Origin of the sequence: Pseudomonas fluorescens (genome assembly GCF_001708445.1) — a bacterium.
Taxonomy (GTDB): domain Bacteria; phylum Pseudomonadota; class Gammaproteobacteria; order Pseudomonadales; family Pseudomonadaceae; genus Aquipseudomonas; species Aquipseudomonas gorinensis.
Genome location: NZ_CP015637.1, coordinates 3,825,492 through 3,841,809, shown reverse-complemented (window position 1 = coordinate 3,841,809; position 16,318 = coordinate 3,825,492). Strand labels below are relative to the sequence as shown.

Genomic DNA, 16,318 nt, shown 5'->3' with positions numbered 1-16,318 from the left:
GGGGCGCTCCTACGAGTGGGCCGGCGGCAGGCGCAGGCCGGTTTTTTTCAGGATGCGGCTGCTCACCAGCATCTCGTCGGCGCGGCAGGCATCCCCCAGCAGGAACCGCAGGTGTTCGCGGTAGCTGTCGATTTCCTCACGGCTGCGCCCATGCACCATGGCGAACAGGTTGTAGGGCCAGCCGGGGCGGCGCGGACGCCGGTAGCAATGGCTGACAAACGGCTGCGCACCGAGCAGTTGACCCAGGCGCGGCAGTTGCGTGTCGAGTACGTCCCAGACCGTCATGCCGTTATGCCGATAGCCCAGGCGATAGTGGTTGGGCACCGCCGCGATACGTCGGATCGCGCCTTCGGCCTGCAGGCGCTTGAGCAGGTCGAGGGTCGATTCGAGGCTGATGCCCAACTGCTCGGCGAGCCAGGCCCACGGGTCTTCCACCAGCGGCAGGCCGCCTTGGGTGAGGGCGACCAGGCGCAGGGCCAGGGGGGTATCAGACCGGGAAATACAGACCGACATGGTAGGTGTGCTCCTTCGGCAGGTTGAGCACCGACAACCCGGTCAGGGCCTCGATGCGCGACAGGGTGGCGGCCAACTCCGTCTCGGTGGCGCAGGCGAGCACGAACCACATGTTCCAGCGGTGCTCGCGGCGGTAGTTGTGGGCGACCTGGGGCAGGGCGTTGAGCTGCTCGGCGACGGCGTCAAAGCGCGCCTCGGGTACGGCCAGCGCGGCCAGGGTGAAGGCGCCGCCGAGGCGCTCGATATCGAACATCGGGCCGAAGCGCGTGAGCACGCCGTCTTCGAGCAAATCATGCAGGCGGTCGAGCACTTCACCGGGGCGGCTGTGCAGTTCGGCGGCCACCTGCTGCCAAGGTTCGCGCACCAGCGGCAAGCCGAGTTGCAGGCGATTGATCAGGCGTCGGTCAAGATCATCCATGGGCCCATACCTGCGAAGGGGGTGGGGCAAAACGTCCGCCGCATTGCTTGAAGGCGCGCGTGCTGAACAGCAGTTGATAGGGCAGGTCGCTGAGCAGCTGCTGCTCCAGCAGCGCGTGAATCTGCGCCTCGACCGCGCGGTGCTCGCGGCCGTGGACCATGCAGAACAGGTTGTAGCGCCACTGCGGCAGGCGCCGGGGGCGCTGGTAACACAGGTTCACCCCCGGCGCGCGGCCCAGGCGCTGGCCGACTTCATCGACCAGCGCATCCGGCACATCCAGCACCAGCATCGCGTTGGCCACATACCCCAGGGCGCGGTGGTTGAGCACCAGGCCGACGCGGCGAAACAAGCCCTGGTCGCGCCATTGCTGCATCTGTTGCAGCACCTGGTCGTGATGGGCGCCGATCTGTTCGGCGAGGTCTTCATAAGGCCGCGTGACGATAGGCAAACCGCGCTCCAGGCACTGGCGCAGGTCGAGCATTTGTTCCTGGGTCAGCGGCGTGATCACGGGTGTTCTCCCAGGGAAAACCCGAGGTCGATGCGGTAGGCGGTGAGCATCGGCAAATCCAGCGGGGTGAGGCCGGTGTCTTTCTCCAGCTCATCAAGGATTTGCTCCAGGTGCTGGCGGTGCGGCCCGGTCAGCACGAACCACAGGTTGTAGTGATGGTCGCGGGCATAGTTGTGGTTGACCTCCGGATATTGGTTGATCCGCAGGGCCACCTGCTCCAGGCGTTCGACGGGTACCGCCAGCGCCGCCAGGGTGCTGGCCCCCGCGCGGGTGTGCTCGAACACCGGGCCGATGCGCGACAGGGCGCCGGCCAGTTCCAGGCGTTGCAGGCACGCCATCACCTCGGCCTCGCGGCAACCCAACACCTGGGCCATTTCCCGGTAGGGCTCGGCACACAGAGGCATGCCGTGTTGGAAGCGTTCGATCAATTGTTGGCTGAGCCGATCAAGGTCCATCTCAATACCCCATTTTTTGCGCACGGAGGCTGAAGAAAATGCCGCTGGGACTCAGGGCCGGCAATGTCTTCAGCAGGGTCAGGCGGTACGGGTCCCACACTTGCACCTGTTCGCCGTCGCGCACCGACAGCCACAGTTGCTCGCCACGCCCGCTGAATTCCATATGCAGCACACCGGGGCCAGGGCGCAGGTCGGCGACCACCTGGTGGGTCTCGCTGTCGAGCACCTGCACCCGGTCGTTATCCGGGTAGGCGAAGTTGACCCACAGCTGGCGCCCGTCGGGGCGCGCGGTGACAAAAATCGGTTGGCCGGCCACCGCGATCGCGGCGGTTTGCTGCCAGGTGCGCGCGTCCATCACCAGCACCTGGTGGCGACCCACGGCGGGTACGAAGGCCTGGTTGTCGGCGACGGCCCAGCCTTCCAGGTGGGGCATCTTGTAGACCGGCAGTTTGGCCTGGCCGCGTCCGTAGTCCTTGAGCACGCGCTGTACACCGCGCTCGGGGTGCCACAGGTCGAGCTGGGCCATGCCATCTTCACCGAACAGCCCGGCCATGTAGTAACGGCCATCGGTGGTGATCAGCGCGTCATAGGGTTGCTCGCCGATGTCCTTGAAGCGGGTGATGCGCGGCGCGTTGCCGTGGCTGAAGTCAGCGCTCCAGATTTCGCCCGTGTCGAACAGGCTGAACACGAAGCGTTGGCCGGGCGCATCCACCAGGCCCACCACCCGTGAGCGCTTGCCGTCGGGCAGGGCGGTGGCGGGGATATCCGCGACCTGTTGCAAGGTGTCGGCGTCGAACACCTTGACCCCGCCAGGCACATAGTTGGACACGGCGATCAGGCGGCCATCCTGGCTGATGGCGCCACCAATGCTGTTGCCGCCCTGGACGATGCGCCGCTCGATACGCTGGGTCAGCAGGTCGACCTTGGTCAAACCGCCGTCGCGGGCAAACACATAGGCGAAACGCTGGTCGCGGGAAAACACCGCCGAGGCATGGGACAGGTCGCCCAGCCCCTCGATGCGCGCCAGTTCGGTCATACCGGTGCTTTCGATGATCTGCACGCTGCCGCTGGCACGTTCGATCACCAGGCCCAGGTCGCCACTGCCGCGCAACGTGGGCTGAGTGCAGGCGCCGAGCAACAGGCACAGGGATAACAGGGCGGGACGCATCATGGTGCGGGGCTTCCTTGCAAGAGGCGGTCGACCAGCCAGGCGATATCGCCGGCACTGAGCAGTGGGCCCCAGCCGGGCATGGCGCGGGCAGGGCGGCCGTAGGTGACAGTGGCGATCAGGCTGTCGCGGCTGTGGTCGGCGAGGGCCAGGGGTGTGAGGGGCGGGCCCAGGCCACCGGTCAGGTGCAGGCCATGGCAGGCGCCGCAGTCCTGGGTCAGCAGGTGTTCAAGGCGGGCAGCGTCCGGGGTGGCCGCTGCCCGCGCGGGCATCAGCAGGAACAACGCCATGGCGGTACCGATTATCGATGCGTGCATGACGTGCTCCTTGTGGTTATTTCAAGGTCAGGACCCAATCGGCCAACACCTTGGCTTCATCATCGGTGACCTGGTTCGGCGGCATCGGAATCGGCCCCCAGTTGCCCTGGGTACCGTTCTTGATATGGCTGGCCAGGGTCGCGGCGGCGTCTTTCACCCCGGCATTCTTGGCCGCGACATCCTTCAAGGCCGGCCCCACCAGTTTGCTGTCGATGGTGTGGCAACCCACACAGGGCTTGCTGTTGAACAGGTCGTGGCCGTCTTGCGCCAGCGCCGGCTGCAGGCCGATGGCCGCCGTGCACGCCAGCAGTGCGAGGAGAGTATTTTTCATTGGATGATCTCGTGTTGATGGGGCTCAATAAATGTCGTGTTGGGTGTTGTAGACGTTGAATTTTCCGGTCGGGGTGATCAGGCGCTTGTCCTTGATCACCTGCTTGAGCTTGAGGGTCTTGTCATCGATCACCACCAGCGCCGACTCTTCGGTCTGGCCGTTCCATACCGAGAACCACACCTCATCGCCCGCCTTGTTGTATTCCGGTTGCACAACGCGCAGGGCGCCTTGCTTGATCCCGGAATACTCGGCAATCGGCAGCACGGTGTAGCCCTTGTCCAGCTGGTTGATATCGAACACGGCGACCGATTGGCTGAGCTTGGCGTCAGGGTTGAGGGTGGTGTCGACGTACAGGTGATGGGAGTTGGGGTGGGTCTTGATAAACAGCGAACCGCCGCCCTGGCCCTTGAGGGATTCCACCTGTTTCCAGGCATATTGCGGGTGCTTGACCGGGTCGGTGCCGATCACCGAAATACCGCCGTCGCCCAAGTGGCTGGTGGCCCATACCGGCCCGAATTTGGGGTGGTTGAAGTTGGCGCCACGGCCGGGGTGCGGGGTCTTGCCGACGTCCACCAGGGCGGTGAGCTTGCGCTCCTTGGAGTCGATCACCGCGACCTTGTTGGAGTTGTTCGCCGCCGTCATGAAGTAGCGGTGCGTGCTGTCCCAGCCGCCGTCATGCAGGAACGGCGCAGCGTCGATGGTGGTGATGGTGAGGTTCTTGATGTCCTGGTAATTGACCAGCATCACCTTGCCGGTTTCCTTGATGTTGACGATGAATTCCGGCCATTCGTGGGAGGCAATGATCGCCGCCACGCGCGGCTCGGGGTGATATTCCTGCTTGTCCACGGTCATGCCGCGGGTGGACACGATCTGCTTGGGCTCCAGGGTTTCACCGTCCATGATGGTGAACTGCGGTGGCCAGTAGGAACCGGCAATCGCGTACTTGTCCTCATAGCCCTTGAACTTGGAGGTCTCCACCGAGCGGGCCTCGATGCCCACCTTGATCTCGGCGACTTTGGTGGGCTCCAGCGGCCACAGGTCGATCATGTCGATCTTGGCATCGCGGCCGATCACCAGCAGGTAGCGACCGGAAGCCGAGATACGCGAGATATGTACGGCGTAGCCGGTGTCGATCAGCTTGATGATCTGCTTGGTGTCACCGTCCACCAGGGCGATCTTGCCGTCGTCGCGCAAGGTCACCGAAAACAGGTTTTGCAGGTTGAGTTTATTCAGTTGTTTTTTCGGACGGTCTTCCGGTTTGACCAGCACCTTCCAGGTCTTGAGGGTTTCGGCCATGCCCCATTCCGGCGGGGTGGGCGCAGTGTGCTGGATGAAGGTGGCCATGGTGCTGATCTGCGCCTTGGTCAGCGCGTTGGAGGTGCCCCAGTTCGGCATGCCGGCGGGAGAACCGTAGGTGATCAGCGCTTCCAGGTACGCCTGGCCACGGGCCTGGGTGATATCCGGTGTCAGCGGCTTGCCGGTGGCGCCTTTGCGCAATACCCCATGGCAACCGGCGCAGCGCTCGAAGTAAATCTGCTTGGAGGCGTCGAAGTCAGCCTGGCTCATATCGGGGGCGCCGGTGGTTTTCACCACGCCTGCCGCCGCGTCGCCATGGGCCGTGATCGGCAGGGCCAGGGCCAGGGCGCAGCTCAAGCTGGCGAGGCTCAATACCCAGGTTTTTCTGTTGCGAGTCAGCATTCCATTTCTCCTCAGGCAAGACCTTTGCGATGCCCGGCGAAGGCAGGGTAGAGCGCAGGTTCTTAGTGCCCGGCAAGACTAGGGTGTCGCGTCGCAATGTTCGCTTGACGGCGATCAAGTTTGCCGGTGCGCGTGCTTGCCAGGTTGTCGCAGGGGCCCTTAGCGTGGCAGTCGAACCCGTTGTGAGTACGCGTGATGACCGAGCCCTTCTACCAACCGCTGCATAACGAACAGCCGCTGTTCGAACACGCCTGGCGCCACCGCATGCCGGTGCTGATCAAAGGCCCGACCGGCTGTGGCAAGACCCGTTTCGTACAGCACATGGCGCACCGCCTGAACCTGCCGCTGTACACCGTGGCCTGCCACGACGACCTGAGCGCCGCCGACTTGCTCGGCCGCCACCTGATCGGCGCCAATGGCACCTGGTGGCAGGACGGCCCGCTGACCCGCGCCGTACGCGAAGGCGGTATCTGCTACCTCGACGAAGTGGTCGAGGCGCGCCAGGACACCGCCGTGGTGCTGCACCCGATTGCCGACGAGCGTCGCGAGCTCTACCTGGAACGCACCGGCGAAGTGCTCAAGGCGCCGTCGTCGTTCATGCTGGTGGTGTCGTACAACCCTGGTTACCAGAACCTGCTCAAGGGCATGAAACCCAGCACGCGCCAGCGCTTCGTCGCTTTGCGTTTCGGCTACCCGCCAGTGGCCGACGAGGAACGCATCGTCGCCCGTGAGGCAGGCGTGGACGCAGCGCTCGCCGCCCAGATCGTGCGTCTTGGCCAGGCATTGCGTCGCCTCGATCAGCACGACCTGGAAGAAGTCGCGTCCACACGCCTGTTGATCTTCACCGCACGCCTGATCGGCGCCGGCATGAACCCGCGCGAGGCGTGCCTGGCCTGCCTGGCGGAACCGCTGAGCGATGATCCCCTCACCGTGGCTGCGCTGATGGACGTGGTGGATGTGCACTTCGCCTGAACCGCGCCGGCTGCCAGGTGACCTGGCGATGTGGTTTTTTATCCTCGCTGAGCTGTCGGTGTTTGCGATTCTGATCCTGGCATTCGCCGTGACCCAGGTACTCAAGCCCGAGGTGTTTGCTGACGGGCGCGCGCAGCTGGATACCTCGACGGGATTGGCGATGACCTTGAGCCTGCTGACCACGGGCTTGCTCGCGGCGTTGGCTGTGCAGCGCGTACGTCTGGGGCGCTCGCGCGAGGGCGGCGCGTTGTTGGTGGGCGCGTTGCTGGTGGCACTGGTGTACGTGGGGATCAAACTCGGCGAGTACGCCCACCTGGCCGCCGCCGGGCTGGGGCTGGAGCACAGCACCTTCTTCACTTTGTATTGGATTCTGACCGGGTTTCATTTTCTGCATGTGCTGCTGGGGATGGTGATTCTCGGGTGGGTGGCGGTGGGTTGTTGGCGGCGGGCTTATCCGGGCACTGGCTTGAGTGGGGTGGAGTCTGGGGTGCTGTATTGGCACATGGTGGATTTGGTGTGGGTGGTGTTGTTTCCGTTGGTCTATGTGATTGGGTGAGGTGCGGATGGGAGGTTCCCTGGGAGTGGTGGTGTGTTGGGCGGTGCTGGTGGCGCTGAGTGTTGGTACGGTCTTGACTGGCGCGTCTGGGCTGTGGGGAGTGGTGCTGGGGTTGGCGGTGGTGAAGGGCTGGGTGATTGTGGATGGGTTTATGGAATTGCGGCATGGGCCTTGGGGGTGGCGTTTGGCGATGGTGGGGTGGGGGGTGGTGATAGTGGGGGGGATATTGGTTGCTGTGGTGATGAGTACATGGGCTGGTTGACTGAGTACATATCCATTTCTGCGGTAACGGCGACTGGGGGGTGTCAGAAATTTTGTGTTCGGGCATAACATGAGTAAGAGGTGCATGTATGCCAACCAAAAAGAAACCCGCGTCGTTGACGTTTTTCGCGAGCAAGCTCGCTCCTACAGAAGGCGATGTACGCTTAACTGAATGGCATTAGGGCAAGCCCCCTCGCCACAATAAGCCCGCTCGCCACAGGTTACTGTTTGCGCTGCTCCGGCATCTCCCGCTTGGGCCCGAACATCGCCCAGGCAATCAGCCCCAGCAGCGGCACGAAAATCAGAATGACCAGCCACAGCCCCTTGGTCTCCCAGCCACTGGTACTGCGCAATACGATATTGATCGCCCATAATTCCAACAGCAGCAGAATCACCGCCAACGCGATCCAGATATATTCAATTTGCATGGTTCACCTCCTGAGGTCCATGCATTAGGTCAAGCATCTACCCCGAGGGTTCCATCGGATTTCGTGCAGCCGCTCACGCCCAACGGTTATGGCGCACTGGAGCCCCCCTGACCCAACCTCGGCTCCCTTCTTACTGGAAATGCCAAACGCTCAGGACGACCGGGTATCCCTGCAGGCGTAAACCCAGTTGGCAATCTTCCAGTGCCTGGCCACCGAGAACTTCAAACACCGGAAAGTCAGGACGGTGTAATGCAACCCGCTGAGGGCCCGACCATGCAAGCTGCACGATAAGCAGACGCATAAAACATACTCAACTAACTGATTAATAAGAAAATTTACCAATCAGCCATGTTGGTACAGCTGATGCAATATCCCACTGGACGAGGCGCGCATGTCGACGCGCCCGAGCGCTATCCGTGAGGTTTCAACATGAATGCCATTGACCTTCTCAAGGCTGACCATGAACGCGTCAAAGCACTGCTGACTCAACTGAGCGAATCCACCGAGCGTGGCGTCAAGAAGCGCACCGAATTGCTGGCCAAACTGGAGATGGAAATCAGCCTGCACACCAAGCTGGAGGAGGAGATTCTGTACCCGGCCTTCCGCAAAGCCGGTGGCAAGGAACAGGACATCATGTACCACGAAGCCAAGGAAGAGCACCGCACAGTCGATGCCCTGGTATTGCCCGACCTGAAACAGACCGAGCCTTCCACCACTGAGTTTTCCGGCCGCGTCAAAGTGGTCAAGGAGCTGCTGGAGCACCATATCGAAGAAGAGGAAACCGAGATGTTCCCTCAAGCGAAGAAGCTGTTGGGCAAAGCTGTCCTCGAGGAGCTTGGCGCCGAAATGGAAGCCATGAAAGCCGCCTACAAGAAGTCGATGCAGACTAAACCCCTCGCAGCCTGAGCACTGTGGCCCCTGACGGCTCGTCCGCGGCGGCGGGCTCCGGGGTAACGCCCCAATCGCCATGTTCGTACCAGTCATCACCGATCATCTCGGCCGGGTGCATGGTACGGTCGGCACCGTTGCCGCAGGCCAGGTCGGTGGCGGCGCAATAGCGGTCGCACCCCCAGCAGATGCGCTCGGGGTGCTTGGGGTGCAGTGGAAAAGGCTTGGCCATGACGAGGTTCCCTACCGGCGAACGATAGGTCCAACCTACGCCGATCACAGGTGCCTGGCCTTGACCGATATCAAGCCTGGCCAACATGAAATATCATCGAAACTTGACAAGAATCATTATTATTTACCCCTGACCTTCCTAGACTCGGGCTCTCTCCCCTCACCCGTCAGGAAGCCTCCATGCGTATCCCCTCTGCACTGCCCCTCATCCTGCTGTTGTCCACTTCTGCGGCGTTCGCCAAGGAATATCCCATCGGCGAACCGCAACACTGCCCAGGGCTGGAAATCGGCGCGGTGTACCTGCAACCCATCGAGATGGCCCCCGCCGGCATGATGCGCGCCACCACCGATTCCGACGTGCACCTGGAGGCCGATGTACGCGCCACGGCGGACAACGCCCAAGGCTTCCAGGAAGGCAGTTTCGTGCCCTACCTGAACCTGTCGTTCTCCCTGAAAAAACAAGGCAGCGAGACGCCGATCAACGGCGACTTCCACGCCATGGTCGCCAATGACGGGCCGCACTATGGCGACAACGTCAAGCTGCAAGGCCCTGGCAAATACACCCTCACCTTCAGCGTATTGCCGCCCACCGGCCACCACTCCCTGGGCCGCCACACCGACAAGGAAACCGGCGTCGCGCCCTGGTTCGAACGCTGCGAAGTGCATTACGAATTTGTCTACGCCGGTATCGGCAAAAAAGGCGGCTACTGATGCGCCGCGCCCTGCTGCTGGGCAGCGTGCTGCTGAGCGGCACGGCCCTGGCGGCGCCGTTGCCCACGTATGAACTGAGCCTGCAAGACGGCCATTTCGACCCGCCGCAATTGGTGGTCAAGGCCGATGAGCGCTTCAAGATCGTGCTCAACAATATCGGCCAAGGCCCGGCCGAATTCGAAAGCACGCCGTTGCGGGTGGAGAAGGTGCTGTCCCCTGGCGTGACCACTTTTGTGGTCATCCATCCGCTCAAGCCGGGGTTGTACCCGTTCTTCGACGAATTCAACCCACAGTTGCCCGAAGGCAGCATCCTCGCGCAATAGGAGCCGTTGATGAATCAATCGATGTTTATCGTCTGGCGTGAAAGCGTCGAGGCGTTGTTGGTGATCGGCATTCTTCAGGTGTGGATCAGCCGCCAGGCCGAACACTCACGCCTGGCGCGTTTCCTGTGGGCCGGGGTGTTGCTCGGGCTGCTGTGCTCCGCCGGGTTGGCCGGCTTGATGCTGTGGGCCGGCGAAGCCATGAGCGGCTCCCAGGGTGAATGGGCACAAGCGGCGCTGACGTTACTGGCCAGCGGCTTGATGGTGCAGATGGTGTTCTGGATGCATCGCCACGGCGCCACGCTCAAACACAGCCTGGTGCGCGAAGCCGATCAGCGCCTGGCCCGCCAGGGTGGTTGGGGGGTGCTGTTGTTGGCGCTGTTGGCAGTCAGCCGTGAAGGCAGTGAAACCGTGGTGTTTTTGTATGGCGCCGGGGCGCGCCTTAACGGTCCGGCACTGAGCCTGTTCGCCATCGGCGGCCTGTTGGGCCTGGTACTGGCGGGCCTGACGGTGGTGCTGCTGCGGGGCAGTCGACGCTTTATCTCCTGGTCGCTGTTTTTTGCCCTCAGCGAAGCACTGCTGTTGCTATTGGGTGGGGCCTTGCTGGTGGCCGCCGTGGACCGTATCAGCGGACAACTGCTGGGCATGGACCTGCCCGAATGGGTGTATGGCGCCTTCGGTGAAAGCCGCTGGGACAGCAGCGCCCTGCTCAGCGACAGCCACGGCCTGGGGTCGCTGCTGGCCGATTTTGCCGGCTACCGTGCCGCGCCGAGCCTGGTTACCGTGCTGGTGCTGCTCGGCTATTGGCTGTGGGTCGGCAACGGCCTGCGTCGCTCGCGGCCAGCGGCATGACCTGGCTGCAGCGCCTGGGCGATGGCATGCGGCGCCATGGGCGGTTAATCCGTACCGTGCAATGGCTGGTGGTGCTGGTTTACGCCGTGCTGTTGGTGTTGCCGGCGCTGCTGCCCTTGCCGGGCAGCCAGGCGCGCCTGGTGAACAACCTGACACTGCTCGCGCAATTTATCTTCTGGGGCCTCTGGTGGCCGTTCGTGTTGCTGTCGATGGTGCTGTTCGGGCGCCTGTGGTGCGGGGTGCTTTGCCCAGAAGGTTCGTTGAGCGAATGGGCCAGCCAGCACGGGCGCGGCCTGGGCATTCCGCGCTGGGTGCGCTGGAGCGGCTGGCCGACGCTGGGCTTTTGCCTGACGACCCTGTATGGCCAGTTGATCAGTGTGTATGACTACGCCCAGGCCGCCTTGCTGATCCTCGGCGGCTCGACCCTGGCGGCCATGGTCGTCGGCCTGTTGTTCGTGCGCGGTAAACGCGTGTGGTGCCGTTACCTGTGCCCGGTCAGCGGCGTCTTCGCCCTGCTCGCCCGCCTGGCGCCGGTGCATTTCGCGGTGGATGAGCAACGCTGGAAGGCCAACACCGCACCGCGCCTGCCGCTGCCCAACTGCGCGCCGCTGCTGGATATCCGCCGCTTGCAAGGGGCCAGCGAGTGCCATGCCTGTGGCCGTTGCAGCGGACAACGCGGGGCCGTGCAATTGATCGCCCGGTCGTGCAATACGGAGATCCTTCAGGCACCTCGCCAACCCGGCTCGGCATGGGATGCGCGCCTGTTGTTGTTTGGCGTGATCGGCCTGGCAATGGGGGCGTTTCAATGGACGGTCAGCCCATGGTTTATCGCGCTCAAGCAAACCCTGGCGACGTGGCTGGTGAGTCATGACTGGCTGTGGCCCCTGCAAGACACTGCGCCCTGGTGGCTGCTCACTCACTACCCGCAACTCAATGACAGCTTCAGCTGGCTCGATGGCCTGTGCATCGTGCTGTACCTGTGTGGCAGCGCACTGTTGTTCGGTGGTGGCTGCTGGCTGCTGCTGCGCCTGGCTACCTGGGTGGCGGGGGATCGCGCACTGTTTCGGCCCTTGGCGCTGACACTGACGCCCCTCGGTGGTGCGGGGTTGTTCCTGGGGTTGTCGGCGACCACGGTGAAGTTGCTGCGTTATGAGGGGTTGGGGTTGGGTTGGGTGCAGTCGGCGCGGGCGGTGTTGCTGGTTGGGGCGGTTGGGTGGTGCTTGTGGTTGGGGTGGCGGCAGCTTCGGGGGGTTGGGCGGGGGTTACGTGGGGGGGCTTGGTTTTTTGTGGTGTTGAGTAATGGGTTGGTGGGGGTTGGGTGGTGGTTGCAGTTTTGGGGGTGGGGTTGATTGGGGGGCGGGTCTGGGTCCGTGTACATATCCGTTGCTGCGGTAACGGCGGCTGGCGGGGTCTCGCTCCTACAAAAAAGCCTTAACTGAACGGCATTAGGGCTTGCCCCGCGTTGGGCTGCGAAGCAGCCCCAATAAGAGCGCTGCAGTGTGCCAGGCAGCTCCGGGGCAGTTTTTTGGGGCTGCTGCGCAGCCCAACGCGGGGCAAGCCCGCTCGCCACAACGGCCCGTTCGCCACCGTGCTATTGGGTGCCCCTGTTCCTACTCGACCTCGACCCGTATCACTTCCAGCCCTAGCTGCTCATACGCCTCGATACCCGGCACGTGCCATTCGGTAATCAGCGTATGGATACGGTTGCACGGCGCCACCACAAAAGGTTCCACGGCACCGAGTTTGTCCGCCATGGTCACCGCCACCACATGGGACGCGCTGTCGAGCAACGCTTGCTTGACCGCCACTTCATCAAAATGCAGCGAGCTGATGCCGACCTGCGGATGTAGCGCGCACACCCCGGTAAACAGCAGGTCGGCCTTGATGCCCTGGATCAGGCGCACGGTTTCCTGGCCGCTGGTGGACAAGGTCGCAGGGTTGAGTTGGCCGCCGGCGAGGATGATTTTCACCTGGGGATGATCGGCCAGGGCGATGGCGATCATCGGTGACGGGGTGACCACGGTCAGGCGGATCGAGTGCGGCAAGGCCTGGGCGATGCGCAGTGTGGTGGAGCCGGAATCGAACAGCACGATCTGGCCGTCTTCCACACGATCGGCCGCCAGTTGCGCCAGGTGGTGCTTGGCCTCGTTGGTCTCGCCGACACGGGTGAAGAAGTCCTTGCCGCTGTCCTTGGGCCGGGGCAGGGCGCCGCCGTGCACGCGTTGCAACAGGCCGGCCGCGGCCAGTTCGCCGAGGTCACGGCGGATGGTGTCGTGGGAGACGGCAAAGTGTTCCACCAAGTCGGAGGCCGTGACTTTGCCGTCACGTTCCAGCAATAACAGGATCTTTTGTTTGCGCAACGAAGGCAGGTCAACGGCTTGATGGGTGTTGTGCATGTTTGTGCGTCTTTTTGCGTGTTTGTGCGAGATTAGTCGCCTGTCGATATAAACGCAATGGCTGGTTGCGCGGGCGATGGGCGGTTACTCTCGACGTTCAGTTCAGGGAGAGGTGACCCCGATGTCGTTGATCACAACCATCGAAGACTTACGCAAGCTGGCGCAGAAACGTGTCCCCAGGATGTTTTACGACTACGCCGATTCCGGCTCCTGGACTGAGAGCACCTACCGGGCCAATGAAAGCGATTTTGCCCGCATCAAATTCCGCCAGCGTGTGGCGCGCAACATCGATGAGCGCTCGATCCGCGCCACCATGATCGGCCAGGACATGGCCATGCCGGTCGCCCTGGCGCCCACTGGCCTGGCCGGCATGCAGCATGCCGATGGCGAGATTCTCACCGCCCGCGCTGCGGCCGCTTTTGGCTTGCGCTATACCCTGTCGACCATGAGCATCTGCTCCCTGGAAGACATCGCCGAACAGGTCGGCCAACCGTTCTGGTTCCAGTTGTATGTGATGCGCGACCGTGGGTTTATCGAGCAATTGATCGAGCGCGCCAAGGCGGCCGGCGTGGATGCGCTGGTGTTGACCCTGGACCTGCAGATACTCGGGCAACGCCACAAGGACCTGGTCAACGGTCTGTCTGCACCGCCCAAACTGACCCTGCCAAATATCCTCAACATGATGACCAAGCCGCGCTGGGTGATGGGCATGCTCGGTACCAAGCGCCATGGCTTCGGCAATATCGTGGGGCATGTGAAGGGCGTGGCGGACATGAGTTCGCTGTCGTCGTGGACCGCCCAGCAATTCGACCCGCGCCTGAGTTGGGACGACGTGGAATGGATCAAGAAGTGCTGGGGCGGCAAGTTGATTATCAAGGGCATCCTCGATGTGGAAGATGCGCGCCTGGCCGCCAATTCCGGTGCCGATGCGCTGGTGGTGAGCAACCACGGCGGGCGCCAGCTGGACGGGGCTCCATCGAGCATCAGCCAGTTGCCGGCGATTGTCGACGCGGTGGGCGAGCGCATTGAAGTGTGGCTCGACGGCGGCATTCGTTCCGGTCAGGACGTGCTCAAGGCGATGGCCTTGGGCGCCAAGGGTACCATGATCGGTCGTCCGCATTTGTATGGCTTGGGCGCCATGGGCGAAGCGGGGGTGACCAAGGCACTGGACATCATTGCCCGTGAGTTGGACGTGTCGATGGCGCTGTGCGGGTATAACGATATACGCGATGTGAATCGCGAGATTCTGCTGCCAGGGTCCTTTCCCGAAGGGGTAGGCTGCGCAAAAAAATCATAAAAAAGTGAAAAGAGTTGTCCACGAAAACCGTGGGTATCTCTGTGGATAACTTTGCCGGGGCCCGGCAGGGTTGGCGATTTAACCCAAGGTTAATATTTGATCAACTTGTGGCGAGGGCCAGCATGGGCAGGGTTTGCGCTTGACAGGCTCGCGCGAACCCAGTGCCGAAAACCTTTTTTATGACTCGTTATTGCGCCCTGTGGCGTGGGTGACAACCTGTGCCGGCATCTTCGCCCGCATCAGGTTGTCCAGCGCCTGGCGATAGCTGCGGCCGGCCAGGCTCATGCTGTTGTTATGGCTGGCGCCGGGCACCAGCAGCAACCGTTTGGGCTCTTGGGCCGCGTCAAATAGTTGCTGGCTGAAACGCGGGGGCACGTAGCGATCGTCCAGGCCATGGACCACCAGCAGCGGCATATGGATGTCGGCAATCTTGTCGATGGAGTCGAATTTCTGCGAGAGCAACCAGCGCACGGGCAACGACGTGTTCGCCACGGCCGTGGCCACATCCGCCAGGGAGGTGAAGGTGGACTCGACCACCAGCCCGCGCACCGGCAGCGGCGTTTGCCTGCCCAGCTCGGCCGCCAGGTCGATCGCCACCGCGCCACCCAGGGAGTGCCCGTAGATCAGGCGTTTGTTCGGGTCGGGCTGCAACACCTGGAAGCGTTCCCACGCAATGCGCGCGTCCTCGTATACCGTGGTTTCCGAAGGCAGGTCACCGTGGCTCTGGCCAAAACCGCGATAGTCGATAGCCAGCACCGAGAAGCCCAACGCATGTAATTGCTCGATGCGAAACAACTGCCCGGTGAGGTTCCAGCGCACGCCGTGCAGGTACAGGATCGCCGGAGCATCCTTGTGCTCCGCCGGGTACCACCAGCCATGAATGTTCTGCCCTGATTTGAAACGGGTGGGCTTGAGTTCGAATTCCTGCACCGCCCTGGGCAAGCCGCTGTACCAACTGGCGGTACCGGGCTCGATGCGAAACACCAGCTCGCGCTCCTTGTGCTGCAGCACCGAGCAGCCCACGGGTAAACCTACGATCAACAGGAGCATGCACAGCAGGGGAAACCAGCGTAGGCCCAGGCGCGACATAAAACGAGATGACATCGAAGGTTCCAAGGCAAAGGTGAAGGACGGTTTTTAACAGAAGGCTTGTCGGTACAGGAATTAATTCGACAGCCGCGAAGGGCGATTGCTTGCAAAGTGTTACAGCATGGTGCTCAGGCCGTCTCGACCACTTGCACCCGATTACGCCCCCGCGCGCGATTGTAGCGGTATGCGACGCGCTTGACGCTGGTGTTGCCATCACGACATGCTCACGCTCCTTTGAGCTAAGGCCTGACCATGGATAACAGTCCCGTTCGCATCACTGCCGAAGAGACCCTCTCTGACAATTGGTATGTTTTGAAGAAGTACAGCTTCGACCTGCGCCGCCGGGATGGCAGCTGGCAGGCCCAGACCCGCGAGGTGTACGACCGGGGCAATGGCGCGACGATCCTGCTGTACAACCGCACACAGCGCACGGTGTTGCTGATTCGTCAGTTCCGCATGCCCACCTTCGTCAACGATTACCACGGTTACCTGATCGAAGCGGCGGCCGGGTTGCTGGACAACGCCAGCCCAGAAGAGCGCATTCGCCTGGAAGCCGAGGAAGAGACGGGGTATCGGGTGGGGCACGTAGAGAAGATCTACGCAGCGTTCATGAGCCCGGGGTCGGTGACGGAGCGGATTCACTTTTTTATCGGTGAGTACCAGGCGGGGGATCGGGTAGGGACCGGCGGCGGGCTCGAAGAGGAGGGGGAGGATATCGAGGTGCTGGAGCTGGGGTTTGAGCGGGCGCTGGCGATGGTGGCGAGGGGGGAGATTGTGGATGGGAAGACCATTATGTTGCTGCAGCATTTGGAGTTGCGGATGTTGAAAGAGGGCTGGTGAGGGGGATGCGTTCGGCCAGCGTGTTTGACGGGGCGATTTGAGATCAAGCGCCAAAGCACGACGGCCTGA

22 protein-coding genes are annotated in these 16,318 nt (G+C 62.6%); 10 read left to right on the top strand and 12 right to left on the bottom strand.

Going from position 1 to position 16,318, the window contains the following annotated elements; all coding sequences use genetic code 11:
- Positions 1-9: 9 nt before the first annotated feature.
- From A7317_RS16875 to nirS, 8 genes are read right to left on the bottom strand one after another with little or no spacing between them, the layout of a single operon-like run.
- A complete protein-coding gene (locus tag A7317_RS16875; protein WP_069076385.1) occupies positions 10-513 on the bottom strand; it encodes an Lrp/AsnC family transcriptional regulator in 504 nt (167 codons plus the stop codon).
- Positions 488-931 carry an Lrp/AsnC family transcriptional regulator gene (locus tag A7317_RS16870; protein ID WP_024074992.1) on the bottom strand — a complete coding sequence of 148 codons (444 nt, stop codon included), beginning with the start codon at positions 929-931 and terminating at the stop codon, positions 488-490. Before A7317_RS16870 ends, A7317_RS16875 begins: the two co-directional genes overlap by 26 nt.
- A complete protein-coding gene (locus A7317_RS16865) occupies positions 924-1,439 on the bottom strand; it encodes an Lrp/AsnC family transcriptional regulator (protein WP_150055272.1) in 516 nt (171 codons plus the stop codon). The genes A7317_RS16870 and A7317_RS16865 overlap by 8 nt, the downstream gene beginning before the upstream one ends.
- The gene (locus A7317_RS16860) at positions 1,436-1,894 is read right to left on the bottom strand and encodes an Lrp/AsnC family transcriptional regulator (protein WP_024074994.1); all 459 of its coding nucleotides are present in this window, start codon (positions 1,892-1,894) and stop codon (positions 1,436-1,438) included. Before A7317_RS16860 ends, A7317_RS16865 begins: the two co-directional genes overlap by 4 nt.
- Before the next feature lies 1 nt (position 1,895).
- Positions 1,896-3,065: a cytochrome D1 domain-containing protein gene (locus A7317_RS16855; protein ID WP_069076384.1), complete on the bottom strand. Its 1,170-nt coding sequence runs from the start codon at positions 3,063-3,065 to the stop codon at positions 1,896-1,898.
- Positions 3,062-3,379, bottom strand: a complete 318-nt coding sequence (locus tag A7317_RS16850; protein ID WP_024074996.1) for a c-type cytochrome — start codon at positions 3,377-3,379, stop codon at positions 3,062-3,064. The genes A7317_RS16855 and A7317_RS16850 overlap by 4 nt, the downstream gene beginning before the upstream one ends.
- 16 nt (positions 3,380-3,395) lie before the next feature.
- Positions 3,396-3,710, bottom strand: a complete 315-nt coding sequence (locus A7317_RS16845; protein ID WP_024074997.1) for a c-type cytochrome — start codon at positions 3,708-3,710, stop codon at positions 3,396-3,398.
- Positions 3,711-3,734: 24 nt separating this feature from the next.
- Positions 3,735-5,276 carry a nitrite reductase gene (gene nirS, locus A7317_RS16840; RefSeq protein ID WP_223817869.1) on the bottom strand — a complete coding sequence of 514 codons (1,542 nt, stop codon included), beginning with the start codon at positions 5,274-5,276 and terminating at the stop codon, positions 3,735-3,737.
- Between the two features lie 327 nt (positions 5,277-5,603).
- On the opposite strand from nirS, the gene A7317_RS16835 reads away from it, so the two are divergent.
- The 3 genes from A7317_RS16835 to A7317_RS16825 are packed head-to-tail and all read left to right on the top strand — an operon-like array spanning position 5,604 to position 7,198.
- The gene (locus tag A7317_RS16835) at positions 5,604-6,380 is read left to right on the top strand and encodes a CbbQ/NirQ/NorQ/GpvN family protein (RefSeq protein ID WP_069076382.1); all 777 of its coding nucleotides are present in this window, start codon (positions 5,604-5,606) and stop codon (positions 6,378-6,380) included.
- The gene (locus A7317_RS16830; protein ID WP_069076381.1) at positions 6,364-6,936 is read left to right on the top strand and encodes a cytochrome c oxidase subunit 3; all 573 of its coding nucleotides are present in this window, start codon (positions 6,364-6,366) and stop codon (positions 6,934-6,936) included. The genes A7317_RS16835 and A7317_RS16830 overlap by 17 nt, the downstream gene beginning before the upstream one ends.
- Positions 6,937-6,943: 7 nt before the next feature.
- Positions 6,944-7,198, top strand: coding sequence for a cytochrome C oxidase subunit IV family protein (locus A7317_RS16825; RefSeq protein WP_024075001.1), 255 nt, complete (start codon positions 6,944-6,946; stop codon positions 7,196-7,198).
- A 220-nt stretch (positions 7,199-7,418) separates the two neighbouring features.
- On the opposite strand, the gene A7317_RS16820 is transcribed toward A7317_RS16825, so the two are convergent.
- Positions 7,419-7,625, bottom strand: a complete 207-nt coding sequence (locus A7317_RS16820) for a PLD nuclease N-terminal domain-containing protein (RefSeq protein WP_069076380.1) — start codon at positions 7,623-7,625, stop codon at positions 7,419-7,421.
- Positions 7,626-8,054: 429 nt separating this feature from the next.
- On the opposite strand from A7317_RS16820, the gene A7317_RS16815 reads away from it, so the two are divergent.
- The gene (locus tag A7317_RS16815; RefSeq protein ID WP_024075046.1) at positions 8,055-8,531 is read left to right on the top strand and encodes a hemerythrin domain-containing protein; all 477 of its coding nucleotides are present in this window, start codon (positions 8,055-8,057) and stop codon (positions 8,529-8,531) included.
- Here the strand turns inward: A7317_RS16815 and A7317_RS16810 are convergent.
- Complete coding sequence (locus A7317_RS16810; RefSeq protein WP_041161182.1) at positions 8,512-8,745, bottom strand: DUF3079 domain-containing protein; 234 nt, start codon at positions 8,743-8,745, stop codon at positions 8,512-8,514. The genes A7317_RS16815 and A7317_RS16810 overlap by 20 nt on opposite strands.
- A 179-nt stretch (positions 8,746-8,924) precedes the next feature.
- Here A7317_RS16810 and A7317_RS16805 point away from each other — a divergent pair, with 179 nt between their 5' ends.
- The 4 genes from A7317_RS16805 to A7317_RS16790 are packed head-to-tail and all read left to right on the top strand — an operon-like array spanning position 8,925 to position 11,976.
- Positions 8,925-9,455: an iron transporter gene (locus tag A7317_RS16805; RefSeq protein WP_024075044.1), complete on the top strand. Its 531-nt coding sequence runs from the start codon at positions 8,925-8,927 to the stop codon at positions 9,453-9,455.
- Complete coding sequence (locus A7317_RS16800; protein WP_024075043.1) at positions 9,455-9,778, top strand: cupredoxin domain-containing protein; 324 nt, start codon at positions 9,455-9,457, stop codon at positions 9,776-9,778. Before A7317_RS16805 ends, A7317_RS16800 begins: the two co-directional genes overlap by 1 nt.
- 9 nt (positions 9,779-9,787) lie before the next feature.
- Positions 9,788-10,627, top strand: a complete 840-nt coding sequence (locus tag A7317_RS16795; protein ID WP_024075042.1) for an FTR1 family iron permease — start codon at positions 9,788-9,790, stop codon at positions 10,625-10,627.
- Entirely contained in the window at positions 10,624-11,976 is a 1,353-nt protein-coding gene (locus tag A7317_RS16790; protein ID WP_069076379.1) for a 4Fe-4S binding protein, read from the top strand. Before A7317_RS16795 ends, A7317_RS16790 begins: the two co-directional genes overlap by 4 nt.
- Positions 11,977-12,237: 261 nt before the next feature.
- Here A7317_RS16790 and A7317_RS16785 read toward each other — a convergent pair whose 3' ends face one another.
- Positions 12,238-13,023 carry a DeoR/GlpR family DNA-binding transcription regulator gene (locus tag A7317_RS16785; RefSeq protein ID WP_069076378.1) on the bottom strand — a complete coding sequence of 262 codons (786 nt, stop codon included), beginning with the start codon at positions 13,021-13,023 and terminating at the stop codon, positions 12,238-12,240.
- Positions 13,024-13,144: 121 nt separating this feature from the next.
- Here A7317_RS16785 and A7317_RS16780 point away from each other — a divergent pair, with 121 nt between their 5' ends.
- Positions 13,145-14,320, top strand: coding sequence for an alpha-hydroxy acid oxidase (locus tag A7317_RS16780; RefSeq protein WP_024075049.1), 1,176 nt, complete (start codon positions 13,145-13,147; stop codon positions 14,318-14,320).
- 177 nt (positions 14,321-14,497) lie between these two features.
- Here A7317_RS16780 and A7317_RS16775 read toward each other — a convergent pair whose 3' ends face one another.
- Positions 14,498-15,424, bottom strand: coding sequence for an alpha/beta hydrolase (locus A7317_RS16775; RefSeq protein WP_024075050.1), 927 nt, complete (start codon positions 15,422-15,424; stop codon positions 14,498-14,500).
- 237 nt (positions 15,425-15,661) lie between these two features.
- Between A7317_RS16775 and A7317_RS16770 the strand changes: the two genes are divergently transcribed.
- Complete coding sequence (locus tag A7317_RS16770) at positions 15,662-16,249, top strand: NUDIX domain-containing protein (RefSeq protein ID WP_024075052.1); 588 nt, start codon at positions 15,662-15,664, stop codon at positions 16,247-16,249.
- Positions 16,250-16,318 lie beyond the last annotated feature (69 nt).

Coding starts and splice junctions, on each gene's coding strand:
- A7317_RS16800 (WP_024075043.1), top strand. CDS start 9,455: ATGCGCCGCGCCCTGCTGCTGGGCAGCGTGCTGCTGAGCGGCACGGCC.
- A7317_RS16810 (WP_041161182.1), bottom strand. CDS start 8,745: ATGGCCAAGCCTTTTCCACTGCACCCCAAGCACCCCGAGCGCATCTGC.
- A7317_RS16855 (WP_069076384.1), bottom strand. CDS start 3,065: ATGATGCGTCCCGCCCTGTTATCCCTGTGCCTGTTGCTCGGCGCCTGC.
- A7317_RS16820 (WP_069076380.1), bottom strand. CDS start 7,625: ATGCAAATTGAATATATCTGGATCGCGTTGGCGGTGATTCTGCTGCTG.
- A7317_RS16860 (WP_024074994.1), bottom strand. CDS start 1,894: ATGGACCTTGATCGGCTCAGCCAACAATTGATCGAACGCTTCCAACAC.
- A7317_RS16780 (WP_024075049.1), top strand. CDS start 13,145: ATGTCGTTGATCACAACCATCGAAGACTTACGCAAGCTGGCGCAGAAA.
- A7317_RS16850 (WP_024074996.1), bottom strand. CDS start 3,379: ATGCACGCATCGATAATCGGTACCGCCATGGCGTTGTTCCTGCTGATG.
- A7317_RS16830 (WP_069076381.1), top strand. CDS start 6,364: ATGTGCACTTCGCCTGAACCGCGCCGGCTGCCAGGTGACCTGGCGATG.
- A7317_RS16785 (WP_069076378.1), bottom strand. CDS start 13,023: ATGCACAACACCCATCAAGCCGTTGACCTGCCTTCGTTGCGCAAACAA.
- A7317_RS16775 (WP_024075050.1), bottom strand. CDS start 15,424: ATGTCATCTCGTTTTATGTCGCGCCTGGGCCTACGCTGGTTTCCCCTG.
- A7317_RS16845 (WP_024074997.1), bottom strand. CDS start 3,710: ATGAAAAATACTCTCCTCGCACTGCTGGCGTGCACGGCGGCCATCGGC.
- A7317_RS16795 (WP_024075042.1), top strand. CDS start 9,788: ATGAATCAATCGATGTTTATCGTCTGGCGTGAAAGCGTCGAGGCGTTG.
- A7317_RS16815 (WP_024075046.1), top strand. CDS start 8,055: ATGAATGCCATTGACCTTCTCAAGGCTGACCATGAACGCGTCAAAGCA.
- A7317_RS16770 (WP_024075052.1), top strand. CDS start 15,662: ATGGATAACAGTCCCGTTCGCATCACTGCCGAAGAGACCCTCTCTGAC.
- A7317_RS16875 (WP_069076385.1), bottom strand. CDS start 513: ATGTCGGTCTGTATTTCCCGGTCTGATACCCCCCTGGCCCTGCGCCTG.
- A7317_RS16805 (WP_024075044.1), top strand. CDS start 8,925: ATGCGTATCCCCTCTGCACTGCCCCTCATCCTGCTGTTGTCCACTTCT.
- A7317_RS16870 (WP_024074992.1), bottom strand. CDS start 931: ATGGATGATCTTGACCGACGCCTGATCAATCGCCTGCAACTCGGCTTG.
- A7317_RS16790 (WP_069076379.1), top strand. CDS start 10,624: ATGACCTGGCTGCAGCGCCTGGGCGATGGCATGCGGCGCCATGGGCGG.
- A7317_RS16835 (WP_069076382.1), top strand. CDS start 5,604: ATGACCGAGCCCTTCTACCAACCGCTGCATAACGAACAGCCGCTGTTC.
- A7317_RS16825 (WP_024075001.1), top strand. CDS start 6,944: ATGGGAGGTTCCCTGGGAGTGGTGGTGTGTTGGGCGGTGCTGGTGGCG.
- nirS (WP_223817869.1), bottom strand. CDS start 5,276: ATGAGCCAGGCTGACTTCGACGCCTCCAAGCAGATTTACTTCGAGCGC.